Here is a 21,310-nt window from a genome sequence, read left to right as displayed (position 1 = left end):
TGTTGGTGTTGCTGATAAAATGGTCGTAAACGAAAAAAGCGGCGTGGTCATGGCGTATCTCCGGGGTTTGCGGAGATAAACCCTGCCGTGCATCAATCTGCCGGAAATGAAACGCCGGAGCAGACCTCCGGCGTTTCGTTTTTTCAGGCCACCAGCCCCTTGGTCAGCTCCAGCGCCTGCCGTTCGAACAGCCGGCGGTAGATGCCGTCATTGAGACGGATCAGCGCCTGATGGTCGCCCTCCTCGACAATCCTGCCCTTGTCGAAGACCAGCAGCCGGTCCAGCGCCCTGACGGTGGAAAGCCGATGGGCGATGACGAGCGTGGTGCGGCCGACCATCAGCCGTTCCATCGCCTGCTGGATCTGCACTTCGCTTTCACTGTCGAGGCTGGAGGTAGCCTCGTCCAGTATCAGCACCGGCGCATCCGCGAGGAAAGCGCGGGCAATCGCGACACGCTGGCGCTCGCCGCCGGACAGCTTGACACCGCGCTCACCCACCATCGTCTCATAACCCTTGGGAAGGGACATGATGAAATCATGGGCGCTGGCCTGTTTCGCCGCCTGCTCGATCTGACGCCGCGTGGCGTCGGGCCGGCCATAGGCAATGTTTTCCGCCAGCGTGCGGTGGAACAGGATGGGCTCCTGCTGCACGATGGCGATCTGGCCGCGCAGGCTCGATTGCGTAACCCCGGCGATATTCTGGCCGTCGATACGGATCGCGCCGGACTTGATGTCGTAAAGCCGCTGGATGAGCTTGACGAAGGTTGTCTTGCCCGAACCGGAATGGCCGACCAGACCCACACGTTCACCCGCCTTGATGGTGACCGAAAAGTCATCGTAAAGCGGCGTCGGATGCGCCCCATACTGGAAGGTGACGTGATCGAAGACGATCTCGCCCTTTCCGATCCTGATCGGTCCGGCATCCGGCCTGTCCTCGATGCCGAGCGGCATCTTGTCCAGCAGCACCAGTTCTTCCATGTCGTTGACGGCGCGTTGCAGGTTGCGGATATCCTGCCCCACATCGCGCAGATAACCCTGCAGCACGAAGAACATCGCCAGCACGAAGGTAATGTCGCCCGGCGTCGCCAGCCCCTGCCGCCACATGATGAGGCCCGTACCCAGAATGCCGGCCTGCATGGAGACCATCATGAAGCTCTGGATCGTGCCATTCAGTGTGCCACGCTTCCAGGTCCTGCGCGTGCGGTTATCCCACTTCACCAGCACATGGCCCAGCCGCGTTTCCTCGCGGGTCTCGGCGCCAAAGGCCTTGACCACCGAATTGCAGCTGATGGCATCCGCCAGCGCGCCGCCAAGCCGGGTATCCCAGGCATTGGCGAGCCGTGCCGCCGGCGACACATATCCCATGGAAAGGCCGACCGTGACGCCGATATAGATCAGCGATCCGAGACCGACGATCAGGCCCATGACCGGCCAGTAGCTGCCGAGCACGATGGTGGCGCCCACCAGCATGACGATGGACGGCAGGAGCGCGACGAGCAGCAGGTCATTGAGCGAATCCAGCGCCCACATGCCGCGGGTGATCTTGCGGACCGTGGAGCCGGCGAAGCTGTTGGCATGCCAGTCGGTGGAGAAGCGCTGCACCCTGTGGAAGCCGTTATTGGCGACATCCGCCATGATTTTCAGCGTCAGCCGGATGATGCCGTTGAAGATGAACCAGCGCAGCACCACGCTCACCAGCCCCAGCGCCACCACGATGACGAAAGCGCGCAGCGCCTTGTCGGCTCCGTCGCCGCCCCCATCACCACTGGCAATGGCATCGACGATCTGGCCGGAAAAGACCGGCACCATCACTTCGGCCAGCGTGCTGGCAATCACCAGAACGATGATGAAACCCACCAACGCCGGCCGATGACGCCAATGGTTGAAAACAAAGCCGAGCACATGGCGATAGGCATCGGCGCGGAAATCGAGCTTCTTGCGAGTCATTTTTACCAGCCCAGCGCCCTATAATCGGCGACCGGTCCTCAAAATCGGAAGTTGAATGGCACAGCCCGGGCGGGAGACGAAGTGATCCCGTCAGATCAATCGGGCTATGGGGGAAAATAAAACCGCATGTCGGGCGCGCTCAAGGCGGGCCGCGAATGGATATGACCTAGTGTCGGGTCATTCCCTGCGGGAGGGTTTTGATGAATGCTGGTGTCATGCAACGCCTCCCTTTGTTCGATCTGACGCGGTAATGAGATTTATAACTCAGCAGTTCGAGCTTGCCAAGCGGGTTTTTGCAACCGACTGGTGAGTGATGCGGAAACGCCACACCGGCTGGGTGCGACGATATAAACCGTGGCCGATGCGACGGGAGCATCGGCTACGGTTTTTCAGGTCTCTGCCTCCGTCCGCGACCGGCAGGATGCGCGGCGGAAAACTGGAATGGATCTGCCGTTACCGGTCAGTCCATCTGCACATTCGCGTCCTTGACCACCGGTCCCCACTTGGCGATTTCCGCCGCAACGTGGGTTTTCAGCTCTTCCGGCGAAGAGGCGACGATCTTGGCGCTGAATTCCGCCATGCGTCCGGCAACCGCCGGATCGGCAAGCGCCTTCTTGGCGGCGGCATTCAGCTTGTCGACCACCTCGGCCGGTGTGCCGGCAGGCGCGAAGAGCGCATTCCAGGTATAGGTCTCATAACCCGGCACCGTCTCGGCGATTGTCGGCAGATCCGGGAAGGACGAGGCGCGCTCCTTGGTCGTGACACCGAGCGCCCGCAACGTGCCGGATTTGATATGGCCTGATGAAGACGGCAGATTGTCGAACATGATGGAAATCTGGTTGCCGAGCAGGTCGTTGAGCGCCGGGCCTGCGCCCTTATAGGGAACATGCTGCATGCTGACGCCGGCCATGCTCTTGAACAGCTCGCCGGAAAGATGCAGCGGCGTGCCATTGCCGGAAGAGGCATAGGCATGTTTGTCCGGCTCGGCTTTCAGGAGGGCAATCAGTTCCGCGACGCTGTTGACGTTGAGTTTCGGATTGACGACCAGCACATTCGGCACCACCACGAGCAGCGAGACCGGCGTGAAATCCTTTTCCGGATCGTAAGGCTTGGTCTTGAGAATGAGCGGGTTGAGCGCGTGGGTGGCAACCGTGCCCATCAGGATCGTGTAACCGTCAGGCTCGGCGCGGGCCACCCGGTCGGCGCCGAGATTGCCGCCGGCACCGGCGACATTTTCAACGACGATCTGCTGGCCGAGCTCATCACCCATCTTCTGTGCGATAACACGCGCGACCACATCGGTGGAGCCGCCCGCCGCGAAAGGAACGACCAGAGTAATCGTTCGATCGGGGAAGCCCTGCGCACCCGCAGCCGTTCCCAGCATGCCGAAAGAAACCGCCGCGGCGGCAAGTTTCAGCACCATGCGCCGTTTTGAAGACCGGTAAATCATGAACCCTCCTGTAACATGGCCTCCTCGCCATGGGCGCATAGTAGCTCAAATGCACCTCAGGGCAACCCGCAGGCGACCGGCCGCCCCCGGCGGGTTTCAGGAGATAAGGGGATCGTCATGCCTTGAGGCGCTCTTCGACGACCCGCCAGTTGACCAGCTTGTCGAGCACGGCGCGAATATGGTCGGCCTTGCGATTTTCATAATCGACGTAATAGGCATGCTCCCATATATCGATGCCGAGATAGGCCGGGCGACCGACGGCGACGGGGTTCTTGCCGTCCTCATATCCGATCAGCGCGAGCCGGTCGTCATCGCCGCGCGTGAGCCAGACCCAGCCGGTGCCGAAGACCGTGTCAGACACATCGACCGCGCGTTTGATGAAACCATCATAACCACCGAAGGTCTCGTCTACCGAAGCGGCAAGATCGCCCGTCGGCCGGTTCGGGCCGCCCGGTACGAACTGATCCCAATAGGCGACGTGGTTCCACGCCTGCGCGGCATTGTTGAAGATTTTGACGTCCGCCGCCTCTTTCGACTTGGCGGATTGCGTCACGATATCCGCCAGCTCCATGTCGGCATAAGGCGTACCGGCGGCAAGCGCATTCAGCTTGTCATAATAGGCCTTGTGGTGTTTTCCGTAATGCAGACCCACCGTTTTCGCCGAGATGACCGGCGCCAGATCGGCTTCGGCAAAAGGAAGCTTGGGCTGCATCAAGGGCAGTGCGGCATGCGCGACGTGCGGGCGGGGAAAAATTGCAGCGGCGGCGGTTGCGGCGCTGGCGGTGAGAATGGTGCGTCTGGTAATGTCCATCATATCCTCCTCATGAACCGAGATATAGGACTAACCCCGAACTACGGCCCTGGTTTCCTAACGCCGGATGCAAATCCGTCGCGGGTCATGATGATCGGGGAATGCGACGCTGTGTTGACACGCCTCGGGGACGGATGGATCGGTTGATCGGTGCACAAAGAAAGGCCCTCCCGGTTGGGGAGGGCCTTGCCTGGTCAGTAGCGATAATAATCGCGACGGTCGCGGTAGTCGCGATAATCTCGGCGGTCGCGCCACTCACGCCATTCCCGTCTGGCCTGACGCTCGCGCCATTCCCGGCGGCCTTCCCAGCGGTCGCGCCGGTCCCAGCCGCGCTCATAACGCGGTCCGTTCGGACGGCAATAGCCGCGCGGCGTCAAATGGAAGCCGCGTCCGCAGGCATAATCCACCTTTTGAATGTGGGATGCCGAAGGTGCAGACGGTTGACCGAGAGGCATGGCGTTGGCGCCAGTGCCGAACAGGGCGCCGAGAATGAGTCCGGCGGTTAAAATCATCTTGCGCATCTTATTCCCTCCTTGTGGGATGAGGGGATTTAGCGCCCTGCCGGGTGAACTGTGGCTGAATGAATCGTGATCTTTTCGTGGCAGCAGGCCACGGTTGCGCCGAAGGTGACGGCCGCCGGGCGGAACCCTGCGGAGATTTGAACATTTACCAGTGCAAGCCAAACAAAATGGGAGAACACCGATGGATTGGAATCGCGTTGAAGGCAACTGGAAGCAGATGAAGGGCAAGGTCAAGGAGCAGTGGGGCAAACTCACCGATGATGATCTTGACGTCATCAACGGCAAGCGCGAACAGCTCGAAGGCAAGATTCAGGAGCGCTACGGTTACGAAAAGGACCGGGCAAAGAAAGATATCGACGACTGGTATGGCCGTCAGCCCTGGTAAGACGAGACCCCGCTTCGGCGGGGTTTTTCTTTGCGATAGATTCTTCGCTCAGCTGGCCGCAGCCAGGATAACGGCGATGACGAGCAGCAGAGGCCCCATCCATCTGAAGTGACGAACGACGGGAGGCTGGCTGCCCGTGTTTTTTGACAGCGGCAGGTAACCAAAGCCAACACATGTCATCCACAGGCCAGCGCAAAACATGATGAATTCGTCAATATAGGCTGCGATCATCGCTCCCCTTCCTCCGATACTGTTGCGATTAACCTATCCGCCCGGACACACCTTGGGTAGAGCCCCGTGCTTTCGAGCGGCCACCGGGCAGCCTGTTCCGCAAAAGGCGACGGGACCGGTCCGGCAGCAACCGTCACGAAAGCGTTATGGAAAGACATTAGAACCGCCGCCGGCCCGTTCGAAAAATGCACGGCTGTGCAAAGACCGGCCAGCGCCTTTCCCACCAACGCTCACGGGCCGGCGCTCAGCAGTTCCACTCGCGCCGAAAACATCGGAGACATAGATGAAACGCCGCACCTTTATGATGTCCGCCGCAGGCGCCGCCGCCGGTCTCGCCCTTGCACCCCGCATGAGCTTTGCCGCTCCGGGCACGATCGACTGGTACACCAGCTCGGATACCAATATCCTCGATTTCTGGTCCAATACGATCAAGCCCGCCTTTGAAGCCGCCAATCCCGGCCTGAAGCTCAACCTCGTCGATGCCGGCGACAGCGCCGGCATCGCCGCCATCGGCGAGCGCGCCATTGCCGCGAAGCAGACGGGCACCGATCCGCAGGCCGATTATTTCGAAACGGCCGATCCGCTGCTTCCCACCGGCGCCATCGAGGCCGGCATCTATGTGAACATGGCGAAAGCCGGCCTTTCCAACTATTCGCGCGTCAATCCGCTCGCCATCCGCAGCGAATACAGCCTGCCCTATCGCGGCAGCCAGGTTCTGCTCGCCTATGACACCAGCAAGCTGAAGCCGGCGGATGCGCCGAAGACCTGGGATCAGCTCGTCAGCTGGATCAAGGCCAATCCCGGCCAGTTCGTGTATAACCGTCCCGACAAGGGCGGCTCCGGCGGCAACTTCGTCCGCCGCGCCATCCATCAGGCCAACGGTCTCGACCCCAAGGCCTTCACGGTCGACAACTACACCCAGGAAGCCGGTGACAAGGCTCTCGGCAAGGCATGGGCGCTGCTGAACGATATCGCCCCGTCACTCTATGACAAGGGCGCATACTCCTCGGGCAACACGCAGTCGCTGCAGCTTCTTTCCCAGGGCGTCGTCACCATGACCCCGGTCTGGTCCGATCAGGTGCTGAAGGCCATCGATCAAGGCGTTCTGCCGAAGGAAACCGGCCTCGTCCAGCTTCAGGATCTGGCGCTTTGCGGCGATTTCTCGCGCGCCGTGGTGCTTGCGAACGGCGCCAATCGCGACGCTGCCTTGAAGCTCGCCGATTTCGTGCTGTCGGAAGAAATTCAGGGCGCGATCCTCAGCGAACTCGGCGGTTTCCCCGGCGTTTCCTGGGACCATGTATCGGCCGACCTGCGCAAGCGTTTTGCCGACATCATTCCGCAGACCATTCCGACCTTCCCGGCCGGCAAATGGGAAACCGCCATCAATGATGGCTGGTATCGCAACGTCGCCCCCAACGTTAACCGCAAGTCGTGACCGAGGTTGCGGAAGGAGCGGTTCGCCCGCTCATGGACAACAGGGCAGGCAGGAGGCCAATCGGCCTCCTGCTCGTCGCCATTCCCGTATTTCTGATGATCTGGCTCGTCATCTGGCCTGCCATCAACGCCATCGGCCGTACCGTCTGGCGCACCGGCGCCGATGGTGAGACGGGTTTCGACCTTTCGAGCTACGGCTTCTTCTTCTCGGACCGCTACAGCCTCGACAATCTCGCCGTGACATTGTGGACGACGATGGTCTGCGCGATCCTCCTTCTGGCGATCTGCCTGCCGATCGCGCTTTACCTGCGCTTTTCGCAAGGCCGCCTCTCGGCCTATGTGCAGGCGCTGGCCATCTTTCCGATGTTCGTGCCCTCCATCATCCTCGCCTTCGCCTTCATCCGCGTTCTCGGGCCCAACGGCATGGTGGACATCCTGTTCAACGCCGTCGACCTGCCGAAAATCCGCACGCCCTATCTTACGCCCTGGGGACCCGTCATCGGTCTTGTCTGGGACAATATTCCGCTCACCGTGCTCATCCTGCTCGCGGGGCTCGGCAGCGTCGCCAACCAGTCGGTGGAGGCGGCGCGGGATGTCGGGGCAAATGGCCTTCAGGTCTTCTGGCACATCATCCTGCCGCGCATCTCCAATTCCATTCTCGTGGCGCTTTCCTTTTCGGTGCTCGGCATATTTTCCTCCTTCACCCTGCCCTATCTTCTGGGCCCGGCTTCTCCCGAAATGCTCGGCCCCTTCATGCAGCGCACGCTGCGCGAAGTGCAGGATCCCATCGGCGCCATGACCCAGGCCGTCATCGCTTTCGGTTTCTGCATCGCTTTCGGCCTCTTTTACGTGCGTTCGGTCGCGCGCAACCAGGGGAAATGACATGACGACGCTGACGCGGGCGCGCGCCCGCATGGACTGGCCCGGCATCTTTTTCGCCACCCTTCTCACCATCGCCATCGTCGGGCCGCTGGTTGTGGTGGGCACCTGGGCATTCACCGAGGTCTGGCGTTTTCCCAACGTCATTCCCCAGCAGTTCGGTTTCCGTTTCTGGGGCCAGACGCTCGGCCGCGCCGATGTGTGGAACGCCCTGATGCTGAGCCTGCGGCTGACAACGGTGGTAACACTGCTTTCGGCGCTGATCTGCCTTCCCGCCGCCTATGCCTTTGCGCGCATGAGCTTTCCCGGCCGCAACCTGCTGTTCTTCTCCTTCCTCGCCGGCCATGCCTTCCCGAAATTCGGGCTTCTGGTGGCAATCGCCGCCATCTTCCTGCAGCTCAACCTCATCGGCACCTTCTGGGGCGTCGTTCTCATCCAGCTCGTCGGCACGCTGATGTTCATGATCTGGATTCCCGTGGCGGCATTCCAGGCCGTCGACCGGCGCATGGAAGAGGCGGCCCGCGATGTCGGCGCCAGTCCGCTCAGGGTCTTCTGGTCGATTACGCTGCCGCAGGCCGGACCGACCATCGCCGCCGCCGTGCTGCTGAGCTTCGTCGGCACTTTTTATGAGACCGAAGGTGCATGGCTGATCGGCGCGCCCGGCATTCGCACCATGCCGGTGCTGATGATCAGCTACATCAACAACCAGATGGTCATCCAGTATGGCGCGGTCCTGTCCGTCCTGCTCTGGGTACCATCCTTCATTGCCCTCATTTTCGCCCGCCGCGTCATCGGTGGCGGCGCATTCGCCCGCGGTTTCGGCGGTTAGGAAATCAGCATGTCCGTACTTCACATCCGCCAGGTCACGAAAACCTTCAGCGGCGGCACCAAGGCAGTCGACAGTTTTTCGCTCGATGTCGCCGATGGCGAACTCGTCTGCCTTCTCGGGCCTTCCGGTTCGGGCAAGTCGACACTGCTGCGCATGGTCGGCGGGTTCGAGCAACCGACGGGCGGGCAGATCACCATCGACGGTGAAGACGTCACGCATCTGCCGCCGGAGCGGCGGCCGACCGGGATGGTGTTCCAGAGCCATGCGCTCTGGAGCCATATGAACGTGTTCAAGAACCTTGCTTTCGGCCTCAAGCTGCGCCGCATGCCGGCTGCCGTGATCAAAGAGAAAGTGGAGGCCGTCCTCGAACTCGTCGGGCTTTCCGGTTATGGCGAGCGCGCCACCGGCCAGCTTTCCGGCGGCCAGCAGCAGCGTGTGGCGCTTGCCCGCTCGCTGGTTCTCGAACCGAAAATCCTCCTGCTCGACGAACCCTTCGCCAGCCTCGATCAGCATCTGCGCGAGCGGCTGCGGGAGGAGGTGCGCGATATCCAGCAGCGTCTCGGCATCACCACGCTGTTCGTTACCCACGGGCAGGACGAGGCGCTTTCCATGGCCGACCGCATCGTCGTCATGGCGAATGGCAAGACGGAACAGATCGACCGGCCGAATGTGATCTATCGGGAACCGCAGACGCCGTTCGTCGCCGGCTTCATCGGCACCATGAATCTGATCGAAGGGACAGTTTCAGACGGAAACTTCATGCGGGCCGATTTCACGCTGCCGCTTCCCGTCTCCGATGGCCCGGCCATTCTCGCCGTTCGCCCGGAAGCCATCGATCTGACGGTTTCCGAAACACCGGAAGCGAGCGTGCACCGGGTGACGGATTATGGCACCCACGGCCTTGTCGATCTTGATCTCGCCGATGGGACGAGGATCAAATCCATGGTCGCTCACCCGGATATGTTCCGGGCGGGACAGGGCGTCCAGATTTCGCCCCGTGCCGTCACGGCCTATCGCGACAATCGCCCAATCTACCGGAGCTGACATGAACCAGCCTATCCTTATCGACCGCGATGGCCACAGAACGTGGCTGAAATGGCATCGCGCCCGCCGCAGGGCAGCAGATCCGGTCTTCACCGGTGAGCGCATCATCGAAGCGATGCGGCTTGGTGCAAGCATCGAAGTCGATCTCGTCATTCATGCCGATCACGGCTGCGCCGTCTTGCATGACCTGACGCTGGAGCGGGAAACCACCGGCACCGGGCGAGTGCGCGACACATCCGCCACCACGCTGCGCCAGCTTCACCTGCGCGATAATGACGGCCAGCCAATCGCCTCGAAAGTGATGCTGCTCGAAGACCTCTGCGCCCTGCTCGCCCGCGAAACCGTTCATCCCGACGCCTTGCTGCAGCTCGATTTCAAGGAAGACCGGCAGGCTCTTGGTCCGGAGATCGTTACCGGCTTCGGGGTAAGCGTTTCGCCGATCGCAGGTTCGGTAATCCTGTCCGGTGGCGATTTCGACGCCATCGCCACGCTCGCCGGCTCAGCCCCCGGACTTCGCACCGGATATGATCCCTGCCATCGCGGCACACTTGCCGCGTTGCAGGCAAGCGGGAACTATCTGGGCTTCATCGAAGACGCTCTCGCCACCGCGCCCGATGCGGACATGATCTATCTCGCCTACGAGATCGTGCTTGCCGCCGAGGATGCCGGTGTCGATATCATCGCCCCCATCCATGCCGCCGGCCGCCGTGTCGACGCCTGGACGATCAACAGTGTCACGCCGCAATCCATCGAACAGGTGGCGCGCCTCTTGCGGCTCAGGGTCGACCAGATCACCACCGATGATCCGGAAGGGCTCGCCGAGGTTTTCAGCAAATGACAGTCGATTACAGCACCATCCTCGACCACATGGTCGCCACCGCCCGCGAAGCCGGCGCATTGACGCTCGAGCATTTCCGGCGTTTCCGCGACATCGAGATCGGCGTCAAGGGACCGGGTGATTTCGTTTCCGATGCGGACAGGCAATCCGAAACGCTGATCCGCGAGCGCCTGCTCGGTCAATATCCCTGGGGACTGACCGGCGAGGAATTCGCACCCGTCGAGGGGGCGGATCAGGATCATCACTGGCTGGTCGACCCCATCGATGGCACCACCAATTTCCTCTTCGGCCAGCATTACACCATCACCATCGCGCTGCGTCGGGGCAATGAAACCATCTGCGGACTGATCTATAATCCCGTCTCCGACGAGATGTTTACCACGATCAAGGGAGACGGCGCCTATCTCAACGGCGAGCGCCTGTCGGTCAATGCCAGCACGGATGTCGCCCTGATGTGCGTTGGCACCGGCCTGCCGACGCCCAATCTCCAGCTTTATCCCGGCGCCTATCAGCGCCTCGACGCCATCCGCGCGCCCATCGGCGCGGTCCGTGTCGTCGGCAGCGCCGCCAATTCCTGCGCCTATGTCGCCTGCGGCCGGCTGACCGGCTATTACGAGGAAACCGGCTTCGTCGACACGGCAGCCGGCATCCTGCTGGTTCAGGAGGCCGGAGGTATCGTGACCGACTGGTGGGGCCGCGGACCGGAATTTTATGAGAAGACCGGTACGCTGATCGTCGCCAATGCCGCGACCCACGCCTATCTTATGGAGCACCTGCGCGGCGTTCCGCCCAAGAATCCCTCGTAAGGGCTCCGTCTTCGGAACATCCATGCTGCAGCAATCATCTCAGGCCACCTGCACCAGATGGCCTGGCGACACGGTCCTGTAGCTTCGCGCCGGCGTTTCATATCCCATTGCCCGTATCGGGCTCTTCAGCTCGTCATTGGATATGCCGCGCCTCACCCCACGCCTTGCCGGATCCGGCACCGGCACCGCAGCCATCAGCTTTTTCGTATAGGCATGCTGCGGATTGTCGAAGACGGCGGCACGCGGGCCGATCTCAACGATCTCGCCGAGATACATCACCGCCACGCGGTGGCTGACGCGCTCCACCACCGCCATGTCATGCGAGATGAACAGGAAGGCAAGGTTGAGGCTCTGCTGCAGGTCGAGCAGCAGGTTGCAGACCTGCGCCTTGATCGACACATCGAGCGCCGAGACGCTTTCATCAGCCACGATAACCTTGGGATCAAGCGCAAGCGCCCGGGCAATGGCGATGCGCTGGCGCTGGCCGCCTGAAAACTCATGCGGATAGCGGCCGGCCATATCGGCCGACAGGCCGACCTTCTCCAGAAGATCGGCGGTCTTTTCCTTCGCCTGTTTCGTGCTGCCCAGCTTGTGCTTGATGAAGGGCTCGGAAATCGCGGTGCCCACCGTCATGCGCGGATTGAGCGAGGAGAACGGGTCCTGAAAGATCATCTGGACCGATTTGCGCATGTTGCGCAGACCCACCGTATCGAGCCGCATCACATCGTAACCGTCAAGCGACACATCGCCGGACGACGGCTCCACGAGCCTCATGATCGAGCGGCCGGTGGTGGATTTGCCGCAGCCGGACTCGCCCACGAGCGACAGCGTTTCTCCCTGAAAGAGATCGAAGGACACGTTTTCGACGGCATGAACCGCACCCGTCTGCCGCGCCAGCAGGCCGGAGCGGATGGGGAAGCGCGTGACAAGGTTCTTGACCGACAGGACCGGCGTCTGACCGCTCGCCACGGTCTCAGCCACCTCCTGAGGCTCGGTTGAAAGACCGGTTTTCATGTCGAGCACCGGAAAACGCGTCGGCCATTGCCGATCGCGCATCGAGCCGAGCTTCGGTACCGCCGAAAGCAGCGCCCGCGTATAGGGGTGCTTGCCGCGTTTGAATATCTCCTCGGTCGGGCCGGTCTCGACCTCGTCGCCGCGATACATGACGATCGTCCGGTCGGCGATTTCGGCCACCACACCCATGTCGTGGGTGATGAAGAGAACCGACATGCCCTCCTCTTCCTGCAGCAGCTTGATGAGATCGAGGATCTGCCCCTGAATGGTGACGTCGAGCGCCGTCGTCGGCTCATCGGCGATCAGCAGCTTCGGCCGCGAGGCGAGCGCCATGGCAATCATCACCCGCTGGCGCATGCCACCGGAAAACTGGTGCGGATATTCGTCAAAACGGCCGGCCGCATTGGGAATACGCACCTTTTCCAGAAGCCGCACCGTCTCCGCCCGCGCCTCCTGTTTCGAAAGCCCCTTGTGCCTGATGAGGACTTCGGAAATCTGGCGGCCGATGGTGAAGATCGGATTGAGCGAGGTCATCGGCTCCTGAAAGATCATAGAAATATCGTTGCCGCGCACGCCGCGCATCTCCTTTTCGGAAAGCGCCAGCAGATTACGCCCATTGAGCAGCACTTCGCCTTCGATCCGGCTGGAGGAAGGCGCAAGCAGGCGCATGAGCGACAGCGAGGTGACGGACTTGCCGGAACCGGATTCGCCGACAATCGCAACGGTTTCACCGGGCGCAACATCGAAGGAGACATTGCGCACGACGCTTTTCCATTCGTCATCAACGAGAAAGGACGTGGTCAGGTTACGGACGGAGAGGACGGGTTTGGTTTCCATGGTTTCACCGCCCCACCGCATAGGCCTGCATCAGCCGCGGTGTCGCGGCCGCGCGCAGCAGGCCGTCCGCATCCCGCCTTGCTGCCGTCAATCGCCCGACTGACCAGGCATCGGCAACCGTGACCCGGTGGCCGCGACGGCGAAGCTCATCGAGCGTCGCCTCACCCGCTGTGCTTTCCACCATGATTTCACCCGGCGAGCTGGTGCGCGGATAAAACGAGCCCGGAAAATGCGAGGTGTGGAACAAAGGCATGTCGATGGCCGCCTGCAGGTTCTTGCCGTGATGCGCATAACGCAGGAAGAAAGGCAGCTGCCACTGATCCTGCTGATCGCCCCCCGGCGTGCCGAAGACCATCGAGGGTCGGCCCTGATGCAGCGCAAGCGAGGGCGTCAGCGTGGTGCGCGGGCGTTTGCCCGGCGCAAGCGAGGTCGGCAGGCCTTCCTTCAGCCAGAACATCTGGGCGCGGGAATTGAGCGCGAAACCGAGGCCCGGCACGACCGGCGACGATTGCAGCCAGCCGCCCGATGGCGTGGTGGACACCATATTGCCCCAGCGGTCGATGACGTCGATATGCACCGTGTCACCGCGCTTCTCCGTCAGGTGCGACATGGTCGGCTCGTAGACGGTGCCCTTGCCGCTCATCTCGGCCAGCATGGCCATGGTGGCGTCCACCTGATTTTCGTATCCGGGCACGGTGCCGGGGCGCAGCTCCAGCGAGGCCTCGCTACCGATCAGCGCCCGGCGTCCGGCATTATAACCCTCGGAGAGAAGATATTCCGTTGGTATCTGACCAAATTCCGGGTCGCCGTAATAGACCTCACGGTCGGCAAAAGCGAGCTTCATGGCCTCAACGATGGTGTGGATGAAATCAGGCCCGGACGGGTCCATGGCCGCAATGTCAAAGCCCTTCAGAAGTGCCAGCGATTGCAGCAGAACCGGCCCCTGCCCCCAGGCGGGCGTCTTGGCAATCGTCCAGTCGTGATAATCAAGTGTCTGCGGCGCGTCGACGGTCGCGCTCCAGCCGGCCATATCCTGCGCCGTCAGCACGCCCTTGTGCCGTGCGCCGCTGGCATCCATGACTTCCGCCGTCTTTACGTAACTGTCGATAGCTTCCGCAACGAAACCCCGGTAGAAGGCATCGCGTGCCGCCTCGATCTGATTTTCGCGGCCGGTGCGCGCTTCGGCTTCGGTGATAATCCGCTGATAGGTCGCAGCCAGAACCGGGTTACGGAAATTGGCGTGAGGCTCGGGTGCGGCACCACCCGGCAGCCATGTCTCATGGGAGGTCGGCCATTCCTTCTCGAAGAAATCGGCCAGCCCCTTGATGGTGGCGGAGACACGCGGCAGCGTTGGATGCCCCTGCTCGGCATAATAGATGGCAGGTTCCAGCACGTCGCGCACGCTCATCGTGCCATAGTCGCGCAGCATCAGCATCCAGCCATCGAAAGCGCCGGGAATGACGGTGGCGAGCAGCCCGTCGCCGGGGATCAGTTTCAGCCCTTCGGAGGTGTAATGTTCGATCGTCGCACCGCTCGGGGCCGGGCCCTGTGCGCAGATGACTTCGACCTTGTCCTTCTGCTTTGAATAAAACACGGCCGGCATATCCCCGCCCGGACCGCAGAGATGCGGCTCGACGATCTGCAGCACGAAACCGGTGGCGACGGCGGCGTCGAAAGCATTGCCGCCCTTTTCGAGAATGGCCATGCCGACGGCCGAGGCGATCCAGTGCGTTGAGGTGACGACGCCGAAGGTGCCAAGGATTTCAGGGCGTGTGGTGAATTCAGTCATTCCGATATTCCTTGTAAAAAATCATGCTTCGCGCGGATCGAGCGCATCGCGCAGGCCATCACCCAGAAGATTGAAACCGATAACGACGAGGAAGATGGCGATGCCGGGCCACATCGTCATCCACGGCGCCTGGCTGAGGAAATTCTTCGCGGTGTTCAGCATTGAACCCCAGGAGGGCGCCGGCGCCTGCTGGCCAAGACCGAGGAAGGAAAGGCTCGCCTCCGCGATGATTGCGGTCGCCACCGTCAGCGTCGCCTGCACGATGATGGGGGCAAAGACATTCGGCAGGATGTAGCGGGTCATGATGTCGATATGGTTGAGGCCGATGGACCTCGCGCCTTCGACATAATCCTCCATCTTGACCGCCAGCACCTGCCCGCGCGTCAGCCGCACGAAGATCGGCATGGCGGAAAGGCCGATGGCGATCATCGCATTGGTGAGGCTCGGGCCGAGGAAGGCGGCAAGCGCGATCGCCATGATCAGGAAGGGCATGGCGAGCAGCGCTTCGGTGATGCGGGAGATGACCATATCCACCCAGCCGCCGAAATAGCCCGAAATCAGGCCGAAGGGCACGCCGATGACCACCGCGATCATCACCGAGACGACACCTGCCATCAGCGACGCACGGGCGCCATAGATCATGCGCGAGAGAATGTCTCGGCCGAGATCGTCGGTGCCGAGCCAGTGGGCCGCCGATGGCGCCTTGCGGATGGCCGACCAGCTGGTCGCAACCGGGTCGGCAATCGGCAGGATCGGCGCGGCAATGGCAAGCACGGCGAAGAACAGCACGATGATCATGCCAACAAGCGCCGATTTGTTGCGCTTCATTTTTTTCCAGGCGCGGCTTTCCTGCCGTGTCGCCGGTACGGATAGGTTTTGATCGAGAACGGTCATGATATCAGCCTCAGATCGTCGCCCTGAGGCGGGGGTTGAGCAGGACATAGGCAATGTCGGCCAGAAGGTTCATGAGAATGAAACCAACTGCGGTGCAGAGCACGATGCCCTGTACGACGGCATAATCGCGGGTGAACACCGCATCGACCGTCATCTTGCCAAAGCCGGGAATGGTGAAAATCTGCTCCGTCAGGACCGCGCCGGCCAGCAATTCGCCGAAGAGCAGCGCCAGCAGCGTGATGACCGGCAGCAGCGCGTTGCGGAAACTGTGCGACAGGATGATCTCACGCGGCGAAAGCCCCTTGGCCCGGGCAGTGCGAATATAATCGGAACTCAAGACCGCCACCATCGCCGAACGTGTATGACGCATCAGCGTTGCCGCAAGCGCGTTGCCCAGCACGAAGGCCGGCATGATCATGGTTTCGATGGAACGGACAGGATCGACGAAGATCGATTCATAACCGGACGCCGGCAGCCAGCCGAGCTTCACCGACACCAGCAGGATCAGCATGATGCCGAGCCAGAAATTCGGGATGGACAGGCCGGAAAGCGCCACGATATTGGCCGTGTAGTCGATCCACGTATTCTTCTTGACGGCAGCGAGAATGCCGATGGGAATGCCGATGACCATGGCAAAGAACATCGCCATGACAGCCAGCTGAATGGTGACCGGCAGCTTCTGGCCGATCAGTTCCAGCACCGGCTGGTTGGTGCGCAGCGAAATGCCGAAATCACCCGTCACCACGCCGCCCAGCCAGTTGAGATATTGCAGTGGAACGGAGTCATTGAGACGATATTTTTCCCGCAGGAATTCAATCGTCGCGGGATCGCGTTCCTCACCCGCCATGGCAAGAACCGGATCGCCCGGCAGGAGTTTCTGCAGCGAGAAAACGAAGATGGAAATGATGAGAAGCGTCGGGATCGCGACCAGCAGTCGCTTGCCGATGTAAACAGGCATGGCATTGCCCCCGTTTGAGTCCGGTGCTGGGGGCCGCACGGCAAGCCGTGCGACCTGTTCAAAGCTGTCAGTCCTTGGAAACGCCGAGAAGGCGGATCATGCCATCGGGCGACGGCGCCCAGCCCTTGACCTTGTTGGAAATGGCATAGGCATAGGGCTGGTGGCCAAGATAGATGATCGGCATGTCATCGTTGAGGATGACGCTTGCGGCATCGTATTTTTCCTTGCGCACCGCATCTTCGGTCGAGGCGCGGGCCTCGTTCAGCAGCTTGTCGACTTCAGGATTGCAATATTTCACATCGTTGATGCCGCCCTTGCAGGTGACGAACTGGTGCAGGTTGCCATCGGGATCGATACGCCCCGACCAGTCGGAACGGCTGAGCTGGTAATTGCCGGCGGTCTGTTCGGACAGCAGCGTCGCAAATTCGGTCGCCTTCAGGGTGACGTTGAAACCGGCCTCGGCCACCATGGACTGGATGACCTGCATCATCTGCGTCTGCGTGGTGTTGTTGGCGTGCTGCAGCTCGACGTCAAGCTTCTCGTAACCCGCCTCCTTCATCAGCTGCTTGGCCTTGTCGATATCGCGCGGTGGTACCGGCAGGCTCTGGTTGAACCAGGGGCTCGTCGGCGGGAAGGCCTGATTGCCACCCTTGGAGGTGCCTTCAAAGACGATCTGGCCGATCGCCTCGCGGTCGATCGCATAGGAGAATGCCTGCCGCAGGCGCTTGTCCTTGCCGAGCGGATTATCCGCACGCGCGCCATTGTTCATGTTGACATACATGGCCATGTAACCCGGCCCGATTATATCGGCATAGGTCAGCTTGGAGTCGTTCCTGACGGATTCCGCATCGGACGCCGAAATACGTTCGGCAATATCGAGGTCGCCGGCGCGAAGGTTTGCAAGCTTCACGGTTGTATCTGGGATCGGCAGATAGACGACCTTGTCGACGAGGACCTTGTCCTTGTCCCAATAGTCAGCGAATTTCTCGAGCACGATACGGTCCTGCTGGATACGCTCGACAAATTTGAACGGCCCGGCACAAACCGGTTTCGAACCAAAATTCGCGCCCAGTTCCTTGGCCGCCTTGGGTTCAACGATCATGCCGGCGCGGTCGGAAAGCTGCGCCAGCAGGGTAACGTCGGGCGTCTTCAGCGTGAATTTCACCTCCAGCGGTCCCGTCGCCTCAACCTTTTCGACCGAGGAGAGCTCGCTTTTGCGGCGCGATTCCGGCAGCGTCATATTGCGCTCAATGGTCGCGACCACGGCAGCCGCATCAAGCGTCTCGCCATTGTGGAACTTGACGCCATCGCGGATTTTCATGGTCAGCACCTTGCCGCCTTCGGACCAGGCCCATTCGGTGGCAAGCTGGGGCACGATCTTCATGTCCTGCGAGATATCCACCAGCTTGTCGCACATGGCGGTGTAGACGATGCGGCCAACGAAGGTGCGCGATTGCGCGGGGTCGAGCACATCGGCATCGTCATTGAGACCGATGCGCAATTCGGACGATAGCGCCGGTGCGGCGAGCAATGCGCTTGCCAATAGCGCCGCAGTCAGTGTCTGGATCTTTTTCATGTTCGTTCCTCTGGTCTGGTTATTTTGACTTTTTGTCATTGGCCGCCCCTTGCGGGACGACAGTTTTCATCCGTGGCCTCAGGAGGCCTCGGTCAGCGAATTATCAGCCTCGGCCGCATTGCCCTCCCCGGTGTCTTCCTCCAGAAAGCCGAGCGAGGTGGCGCGGATCAACCTTTCCTGATGCATGAGAAGATGCTGGCGCATGGCTTCACCGGCACGCGCCGGATCACGGTCGGCAATGGCTTCGACAATGGCCATATGCTGTTCGAAAGACGCCCTGCCATTCGTGCCGCTGCGCCGGGCAAGCTCGCGGATCGACTGCCATGCATCGTCCTGGCGAATGCGGTTGACGACATCGAAGATCGACAGGAAAAGCTTGTTGCCGGCGCTCTGGGCGATCTGGCGATGGAGCGAGCCATCCCATAATTCCTTGGCGTCGGCATCCGTGCTCTGGCCGGTCTTTTGAACAAGCGCGCGCATGCGCTCCACCTCGGCCGGTTTGGCGCGCATGGCCGCAAGCTGCGCCAGCTGCGGTTCTATGCGCAGGCGCACTTCCATGATCTCCATGAAATCCGTTCCGGCGACCAGTTCCGTGACCTGGGCGGACCAATCATCCGGTTTTTCACCCACAAAGGTTCCGGCCCCCTGCCGCCGCCAGATCAGGCCTTCGGCTTCCAGAACCTCCAGCGCCCGGCGGATCGAACGGCGGCCGACGTTAAAAGTCTCCGCAAAGGCCCGTTCCGTCGGCAGACGCCCATCCCTCGCGAGATGATTCGCCTGAATATAGTCACGTAACCGCGCCAAGGCGTAGTTGGAATTGTCGTTAGGGCCTGCTGCCACGCCGCACCATTTGTGTGAACCAATCTGATATTGGTTCATTTGGTGAGAAATTTTTGCCGACGTCAAGCGCATTTTTGAGCGACGATTTTTCACGCTCAAAATATGGGCATGTGGCGTTTTTTTGAAAGTGAAGTAGGCGCAGGCGCATGACGTTCTCACGCGCCCTGTGCTCCTCAAGGCCCGATGGAAAGCCGGATGCGTCCCGACAGGCGCTCTCCGGGCGGGATGATCCTGACACCAAACACTTCCCGCTGCGTCTCCGGCACGCCAAGCGCTGCGGCGGCCATGGAAACGGGCTCGAGGCAAAGATAGCGGTCCATGCGGTGAACGGCGAGATGGCCAAAAATAGGATCGGCCTCGATCCGCAGCGAAAACCTGTCAAATTGCACATGTGCATTTGACCAGTCGGTATAATGCAACGTGTATCCCGTTGCGGCGGGAATGGCGGTGTTGTGGCGAGGGACTGCCGGCTGGCCGGTCGGCACGTTCTGCGGGTCCAGCAGATATTGCAGTCTGGCATCCGTGCGCGCGTCGCAACCAAGTCCGGCGGCCAGATAGGGATGCCATCCGAGCGCCATCGGCGCGGGCACGTCCGCGAGATTGGTGATCGACAGATCCACGGTGAGGCCGGTGTTTTCAAGCAGAAAGGACTGTTCGGCGCGGAAAGAAAAGGGCCATTCCCCGTCAGCCTCATAGTCGAGTACCAGCCCGGCCCGATCGAAATCCAGATCGGAAATCTCCCATGCGCGCCGGTGCGCAGGCCCATGCATGGCATCCGGCGCGAGCGCAGGATGTGGCAGGAGGTTATGGCGGATGCCGGCATGAACGAATGAGCCGCCATAAAGCCGGTTGTGATAAGGGAACAGCGGGTATGCGCCGGCGCGCGGCCAGTTGAGCGGCTCGAAACCGTCCTCGCCCGTAGGCACCAGAATATCGCCGTGGTCGGCATGGTGCAGATGGGTCATCCTGCCGCCCCATGCGGGGCGCAGGCGGGCCGAAAACGGCCCGCAGCTTATCGCAACCGTTTCAGGCGAAGGCATAGGATCCGTCAGGACGTTTTGGTACCCGCCTCTGCCAGTGAACATAACCATCTTCCTGCATGGCTTTTTCATCCATCTCGACACCCCAGCCGGGGCGATCCGGCCTCAGTTCCAGATATCCGTCCTTCGGCAGATAGGGGTCGACGACATAACGGGTTTCATCCTCGCGTTTTTCCAGATCGGTGCCGCCATAGACGTAGCATTGCCCTTTCGGCAGCCGGTATTCGAGAATACGGAAATTCTGCTGGGCAGCGGAAAAATGCACATTGACGGCGGTGGCGAGCGGCCCCATCGGGTTATGCGGCGCGATGCTGACGAAATGGGCTTCCGCAAGCGTGGCGATGCGGCGCATCTCCGAAATGCCGCCGACGACGCAGATATCGGGCTGGATGATATCCGCACCCTTTACCTGAAGAAGACGCAGGAACTCATTGCGATGATACAGACTTTCCCCTGTTGCCAGCGTGCAGTTCAGCCCCTGCTTCAGGTCTCCCCACATCTCGATGTTTTCCGGACGCAAAGGCTCCTCGAAGAACAGCGGATCGTAAGGGGCAAGCGCGTTGCCGAGCTGGCGGGCGGCTGCGGGCTCGAAAATCTTGGCATGGGCATCAAAGGCGATATCGTAATCAGGCCGCACGGTTTCACGCAGCGAGCGGAAATATTCGGCCGAACTGCGCACCACCTCGCCCCAGCGATGGGCGTGGATATCGAGGCGCCACGGGCTGAGCTTGAAGGCCGTGAAGCCCCAGTCCTCATTCAGACGATCGAACTCTTCCTTTGCAGCCGGCGCGTCCGGAGCCGTGTAGACCCCGGCATAGACCTTGATACGGTCGCGCACTTCGCCGCCCAGCAGCTTGTAGACCGGCACCCCCGCCGCCTTGGCGGCAAGGTCCCACAGGCAATGGTCCAGCGCCGAGATGGCCGAAAGGCCGAGCGCGCCGGGCGGAAAACGGTTTTGCTGCAGAAGGAGATTGTAGAGATATTCAACCCGCGTCGGGTCCTGCCCAGCGAGGAAGCCGTAGAGATAATCCAGCAACGGCGGCAGGGCGAGATCCGGGCCGTGATTGTAACATTCGCCCCAGCCGGTCAGACCGTCATCGGTATCGAGAGCGACGACAACGCGGGGACGGTCCTTGTCGCGGGTGACGAATACCCGCATGCGATCGATTTTCATGCTTTAGTCTTCCT

At 61.3% G+C, this 21,310-nt stretch carries 20 protein-coding genes; 7 read left to right on the top strand and 13 right to left on the bottom strand.

What is annotated here, in order from left to right; genetic code table 11:
- Positions 1-143 precede the first annotated feature (143 nt).
- The 4 genes from AC5YUO_RS24860 to AC5YUO_RS24845 form a co-directional block, all read right to left on the bottom strand.
- Complete coding sequence (locus tag AC5YUO_RS24860) at positions 144-1,946, bottom strand: ABC transporter ATP-binding protein (protein ID WP_496155658.1); 1,803 nt, start codon at positions 1,944-1,946, stop codon at positions 144-146.
- A 460-nt stretch (positions 1,947-2,406) separates the two neighbouring features.
- Positions 2,407-3,396: a Bug family tripartite tricarboxylate transporter substrate binding protein gene (locus AC5YUO_RS24855; RefSeq protein ID WP_496155656.1), complete on the bottom strand. Its 990-nt coding sequence runs from the start codon at positions 3,394-3,396 to the stop codon at positions 2,407-2,409.
- Positions 3,397-3,511: 115 nt separating this feature from the next.
- Complete coding sequence (locus AC5YUO_RS24850; RefSeq protein WP_496155655.1) at positions 3,512-4,207, bottom strand: superoxide dismutase; 696 nt, start codon at positions 4,205-4,207, stop codon at positions 3,512-3,514.
- Positions 4,208-4,401: 194 nt separating this feature from the next.
- A complete protein-coding gene (locus tag AC5YUO_RS24845; RefSeq protein WP_400815397.1) occupies positions 4,402-4,728 on the bottom strand; it encodes a GCG_CRPN prefix-to-repeats domain-containing protein in 327 nt (108 codons plus the stop codon).
- Positions 4,729-4,909: 181 nt separating this feature from the next.
- Between AC5YUO_RS24845 and AC5YUO_RS24840 the strand changes: the two genes are divergently transcribed.
- Positions 4,910-5,113, top strand: a complete 204-nt coding sequence (locus AC5YUO_RS24840) for a CsbD family protein (RefSeq protein WP_065657719.1) — start codon at positions 4,910-4,912, stop codon at positions 5,111-5,113.
- A 48-nt stretch (positions 5,114-5,161) separates the two neighbouring features.
- Here the strand turns inward: AC5YUO_RS24840 and AC5YUO_RS24835 are convergent, their stop codons facing one another.
- The gene (locus AC5YUO_RS24835) at positions 5,162-5,344 is read right to left on the bottom strand and encodes a hypothetical protein (protein WP_400815399.1); all 183 of its coding nucleotides are present in this window, start codon (positions 5,342-5,344) and stop codon (positions 5,162-5,164) included.
- Between the two features lie 283 nt (positions 5,345-5,627).
- Between AC5YUO_RS24835 and AC5YUO_RS24830 the strand changes: the two genes are divergently transcribed.
- From AC5YUO_RS24830 to AC5YUO_RS24805, 6 genes are read left to right on the top strand one after another with little or no spacing between them, the layout of a single operon-like run.
- Entirely contained in the window at positions 5,628-6,779 is a 1,152-nt protein-coding gene (locus tag AC5YUO_RS24830; RefSeq protein WP_400815401.1) for an extracellular solute-binding protein, read from the top strand.
- Positions 6,780-6,811: 32 nt separating this feature from the next.
- Positions 6,812-7,660: an ABC transporter permease gene (locus tag AC5YUO_RS24825; RefSeq protein WP_400815404.1), complete on the top strand. Its 849-nt coding sequence runs from the start codon at positions 6,812-6,814 to the stop codon at positions 7,658-7,660.
- A 1-nt stretch (position 7,661) separates the two neighbouring features.
- On the top strand, positions 7,662-8,486 hold the full coding sequence (locus AC5YUO_RS24820; protein WP_496155654.1) for an ABC transporter permease: 825 nt from the start codon (positions 7,662-7,664) through the stop codon (positions 8,484-8,486).
- A 9-nt stretch (positions 8,487-8,495) separates the two neighbouring features.
- A complete protein-coding gene (locus AC5YUO_RS24815; protein ID WP_496155653.1) occupies positions 8,496-9,530 on the top strand; it encodes an ABC transporter ATP-binding protein in 1,035 nt (344 codons plus the stop codon).
- 1 nt (position 9,531) lies between these two features.
- On the top strand, positions 9,532-10,368 hold the full coding sequence (locus AC5YUO_RS24810) for a glycerophosphodiester phosphodiesterase (RefSeq protein WP_496155652.1): 837 nt from the start codon (positions 9,532-9,534) through the stop codon (positions 10,366-10,368).
- Complete coding sequence (locus AC5YUO_RS24805) at positions 10,365-11,174, top strand: inositol monophosphatase family protein (RefSeq protein ID WP_496155651.1); 810 nt, start codon at positions 10,365-10,367, stop codon at positions 11,172-11,174. Before AC5YUO_RS24810 ends, AC5YUO_RS24805 begins: the two co-directional genes overlap by 4 nt.
- A gap of 39 nt (positions 11,175-11,213) precedes the next feature.
- On the opposite strand, the gene AC5YUO_RS24800 is transcribed toward AC5YUO_RS24805, so the two are convergent.
- The 8 genes from AC5YUO_RS24800 to AC5YUO_RS24765 all read right to left on the bottom strand — a co-directional run bounded on the left by AC5YUO_RS24800 (position 11,214) and on the right by AC5YUO_RS24765 (position 21,296).
- Complete coding sequence (locus AC5YUO_RS24800; RefSeq protein WP_496155650.1) at positions 11,214-13,025, bottom strand: ABC transporter ATP-binding protein; 1,812 nt, start codon at positions 13,023-13,025, stop codon at positions 11,214-11,216.
- A 4-nt stretch (positions 13,026-13,029) separates the two neighbouring features.
- Positions 13,030-14,814, bottom strand: coding sequence for a gamma-glutamyltransferase family protein (locus tag AC5YUO_RS24795; RefSeq protein WP_496155649.1), 1,785 nt, complete (start codon positions 14,812-14,814; stop codon positions 13,030-13,032).
- A 21-nt stretch (positions 14,815-14,835) separates the two neighbouring features.
- Positions 14,836-15,708 carry an ABC transporter permease gene (locus tag AC5YUO_RS24790; protein ID WP_003505690.1) on the bottom strand — a complete coding sequence of 291 codons (873 nt, stop codon included), beginning with the start codon at positions 15,706-15,708 and terminating at the stop codon, positions 14,836-14,838.
- Positions 15,709-15,718: 10 nt separating this feature from the next.
- The gene (locus AC5YUO_RS24785) at positions 15,719-16,666 is read right to left on the bottom strand and encodes an ABC transporter permease (protein ID WP_496155648.1); all 948 of its coding nucleotides are present in this window, start codon (positions 16,664-16,666) and stop codon (positions 15,719-15,721) included.
- Between the two features lie 67 nt (positions 16,667-16,733).
- Positions 16,734-18,242: an ABC transporter substrate-binding protein gene (locus AC5YUO_RS24780; protein ID WP_496155647.1), complete on the bottom strand. Its 1,509-nt coding sequence runs from the start codon at positions 18,240-18,242 to the stop codon at positions 16,734-16,736.
- A 78-nt stretch (positions 18,243-18,320) separates the two neighbouring features.
- Positions 18,321-19,121 (bottom strand): FadR/GntR family transcriptional regulator, encoded by an 801-nt coding sequence (locus tag AC5YUO_RS24775; RefSeq protein WP_496155646.1) that lies wholly within the window; start codon positions 19,119-19,121, stop codon positions 18,321-18,323.
- A gap of 134 nt (positions 19,122-19,255) precedes the next feature.
- Positions 19,256-20,122: an aldose epimerase family protein gene (locus AC5YUO_RS24770; RefSeq protein WP_496155645.1), complete on the bottom strand. Its 867-nt coding sequence runs from the start codon at positions 20,120-20,122 to the stop codon at positions 19,256-19,258.
- Positions 20,109-21,296, bottom strand: a complete 1,188-nt coding sequence (locus AC5YUO_RS24765; RefSeq protein WP_142841998.1) for a galactarate dehydratase — start codon at positions 21,294-21,296, stop codon at positions 20,109-20,111. Before AC5YUO_RS24765 ends, AC5YUO_RS24770 begins: the two co-directional genes overlap by 14 nt.
- Positions 21,297-21,310 lie beyond the last annotated feature (14 nt).

This window comes from Agrobacterium sp. LEGMi-208b, assembly GCF_059511785.1.
This window is presented reverse-complemented; position numbering and strand designations above follow the sequence as displayed.

Coding starts and splice junctions, on each gene's coding strand:
- AC5YUO_RS24825 (WP_400815404.1), top strand. CDS start 6,812: ATGGACAACAGGGCAGGCAGGAGGCCAATCGGCCTCCTGCTCGTCGCC.
- AC5YUO_RS24790 (WP_003505690.1), bottom strand. CDS start 15,708: ATGACCGTTCTCGATCAAAACCTATCCGTACCGGCGACACGGCAGGAA.
- AC5YUO_RS24850 (WP_496155655.1), bottom strand. CDS start 4,207: ATGGACATTACCAGACGCACCATTCTCACCGCCAGCGCCGCAACCGCC.
- AC5YUO_RS24775 (WP_496155646.1), bottom strand. CDS start 19,121: ATGAACCAATATCAGATTGGTTCACACAAATGGTGCGGCGTGGCAGCA.
- AC5YUO_RS24780 (WP_496155647.1), bottom strand. CDS start 18,242: ATGAAAAAGATCCAGACACTGACTGCGGCGCTATTGGCAAGCGCATTG.
- AC5YUO_RS24770 (WP_496155645.1), bottom strand. CDS start 20,122: ATGCCTTCGCCTGAAACGGTTGCGATAAGCTGCGGGCCGTTTTCGGCC.
- AC5YUO_RS24835 (WP_400815399.1), bottom strand. CDS start 5,344: ATGATCGCAGCCTATATTGACGAATTCATCATGTTTTGCGCTGGCCTG.
- AC5YUO_RS24800 (WP_496155650.1), bottom strand. CDS start 13,025: ATGGAAACCAAACCCGTCCTCTCCGTCCGTAACCTGACCACGTCCTTT.
- AC5YUO_RS24860 (WP_496155658.1), bottom strand. CDS start 1,946: ATGACTCGCAAGAAGCTCGATTTCCGCGCCGATGCCTATCGCCATGTG.
- AC5YUO_RS24830 (WP_400815401.1), top strand. CDS start 5,628: ATGAAACGCCGCACCTTTATGATGTCCGCCGCAGGCGCCGCCGCCGGT.
- AC5YUO_RS24820 (WP_496155654.1), top strand. CDS start 7,662: ATGACGACGCTGACGCGGGCGCGCGCCCGCATGGACTGGCCCGGCATC.
- AC5YUO_RS24810 (WP_496155652.1), top strand. CDS start 9,532: ATGAACCAGCCTATCCTTATCGACCGCGATGGCCACAGAACGTGGCTG.
- AC5YUO_RS24765 (WP_142841998.1), bottom strand. CDS start 21,296: ATGAAAATCGATCGCATGCGGGTATTCGTCACCCGCGACAAGGACCGT.
- AC5YUO_RS24815 (WP_496155653.1), top strand. CDS start 8,496: ATGTCCGTACTTCACATCCGCCAGGTCACGAAAACCTTCAGCGGCGGC.
- AC5YUO_RS24855 (WP_496155656.1), bottom strand. CDS start 3,396: ATGATTTACCGGTCTTCAAAACGGCGCATGGTGCTGAAACTTGCCGCC.
- AC5YUO_RS24845 (WP_400815397.1), bottom strand. CDS start 4,728: ATGCGCAAGATGATTTTAACCGCCGGACTCATTCTCGGCGCCCTGTTC.
- AC5YUO_RS24785 (WP_496155648.1), bottom strand. CDS start 16,666: ATGCCTGTTTACATCGGCAAGCGACTGCTGGTCGCGATCCCGACGCTT.
- AC5YUO_RS24795 (WP_496155649.1), bottom strand. CDS start 14,814: ATGACTGAATTCACCACACGCCCTGAAATCCTTGGCACCTTCGGCGTC.
- AC5YUO_RS24805 (WP_496155651.1), top strand. CDS start 10,365: ATGACAGTCGATTACAGCACCATCCTCGACCACATGGTCGCCACCGCC.
- AC5YUO_RS24840 (WP_065657719.1), top strand. CDS start 4,910: ATGGATTGGAATCGCGTTGAAGGCAACTGGAAGCAGATGAAGGGCAAG.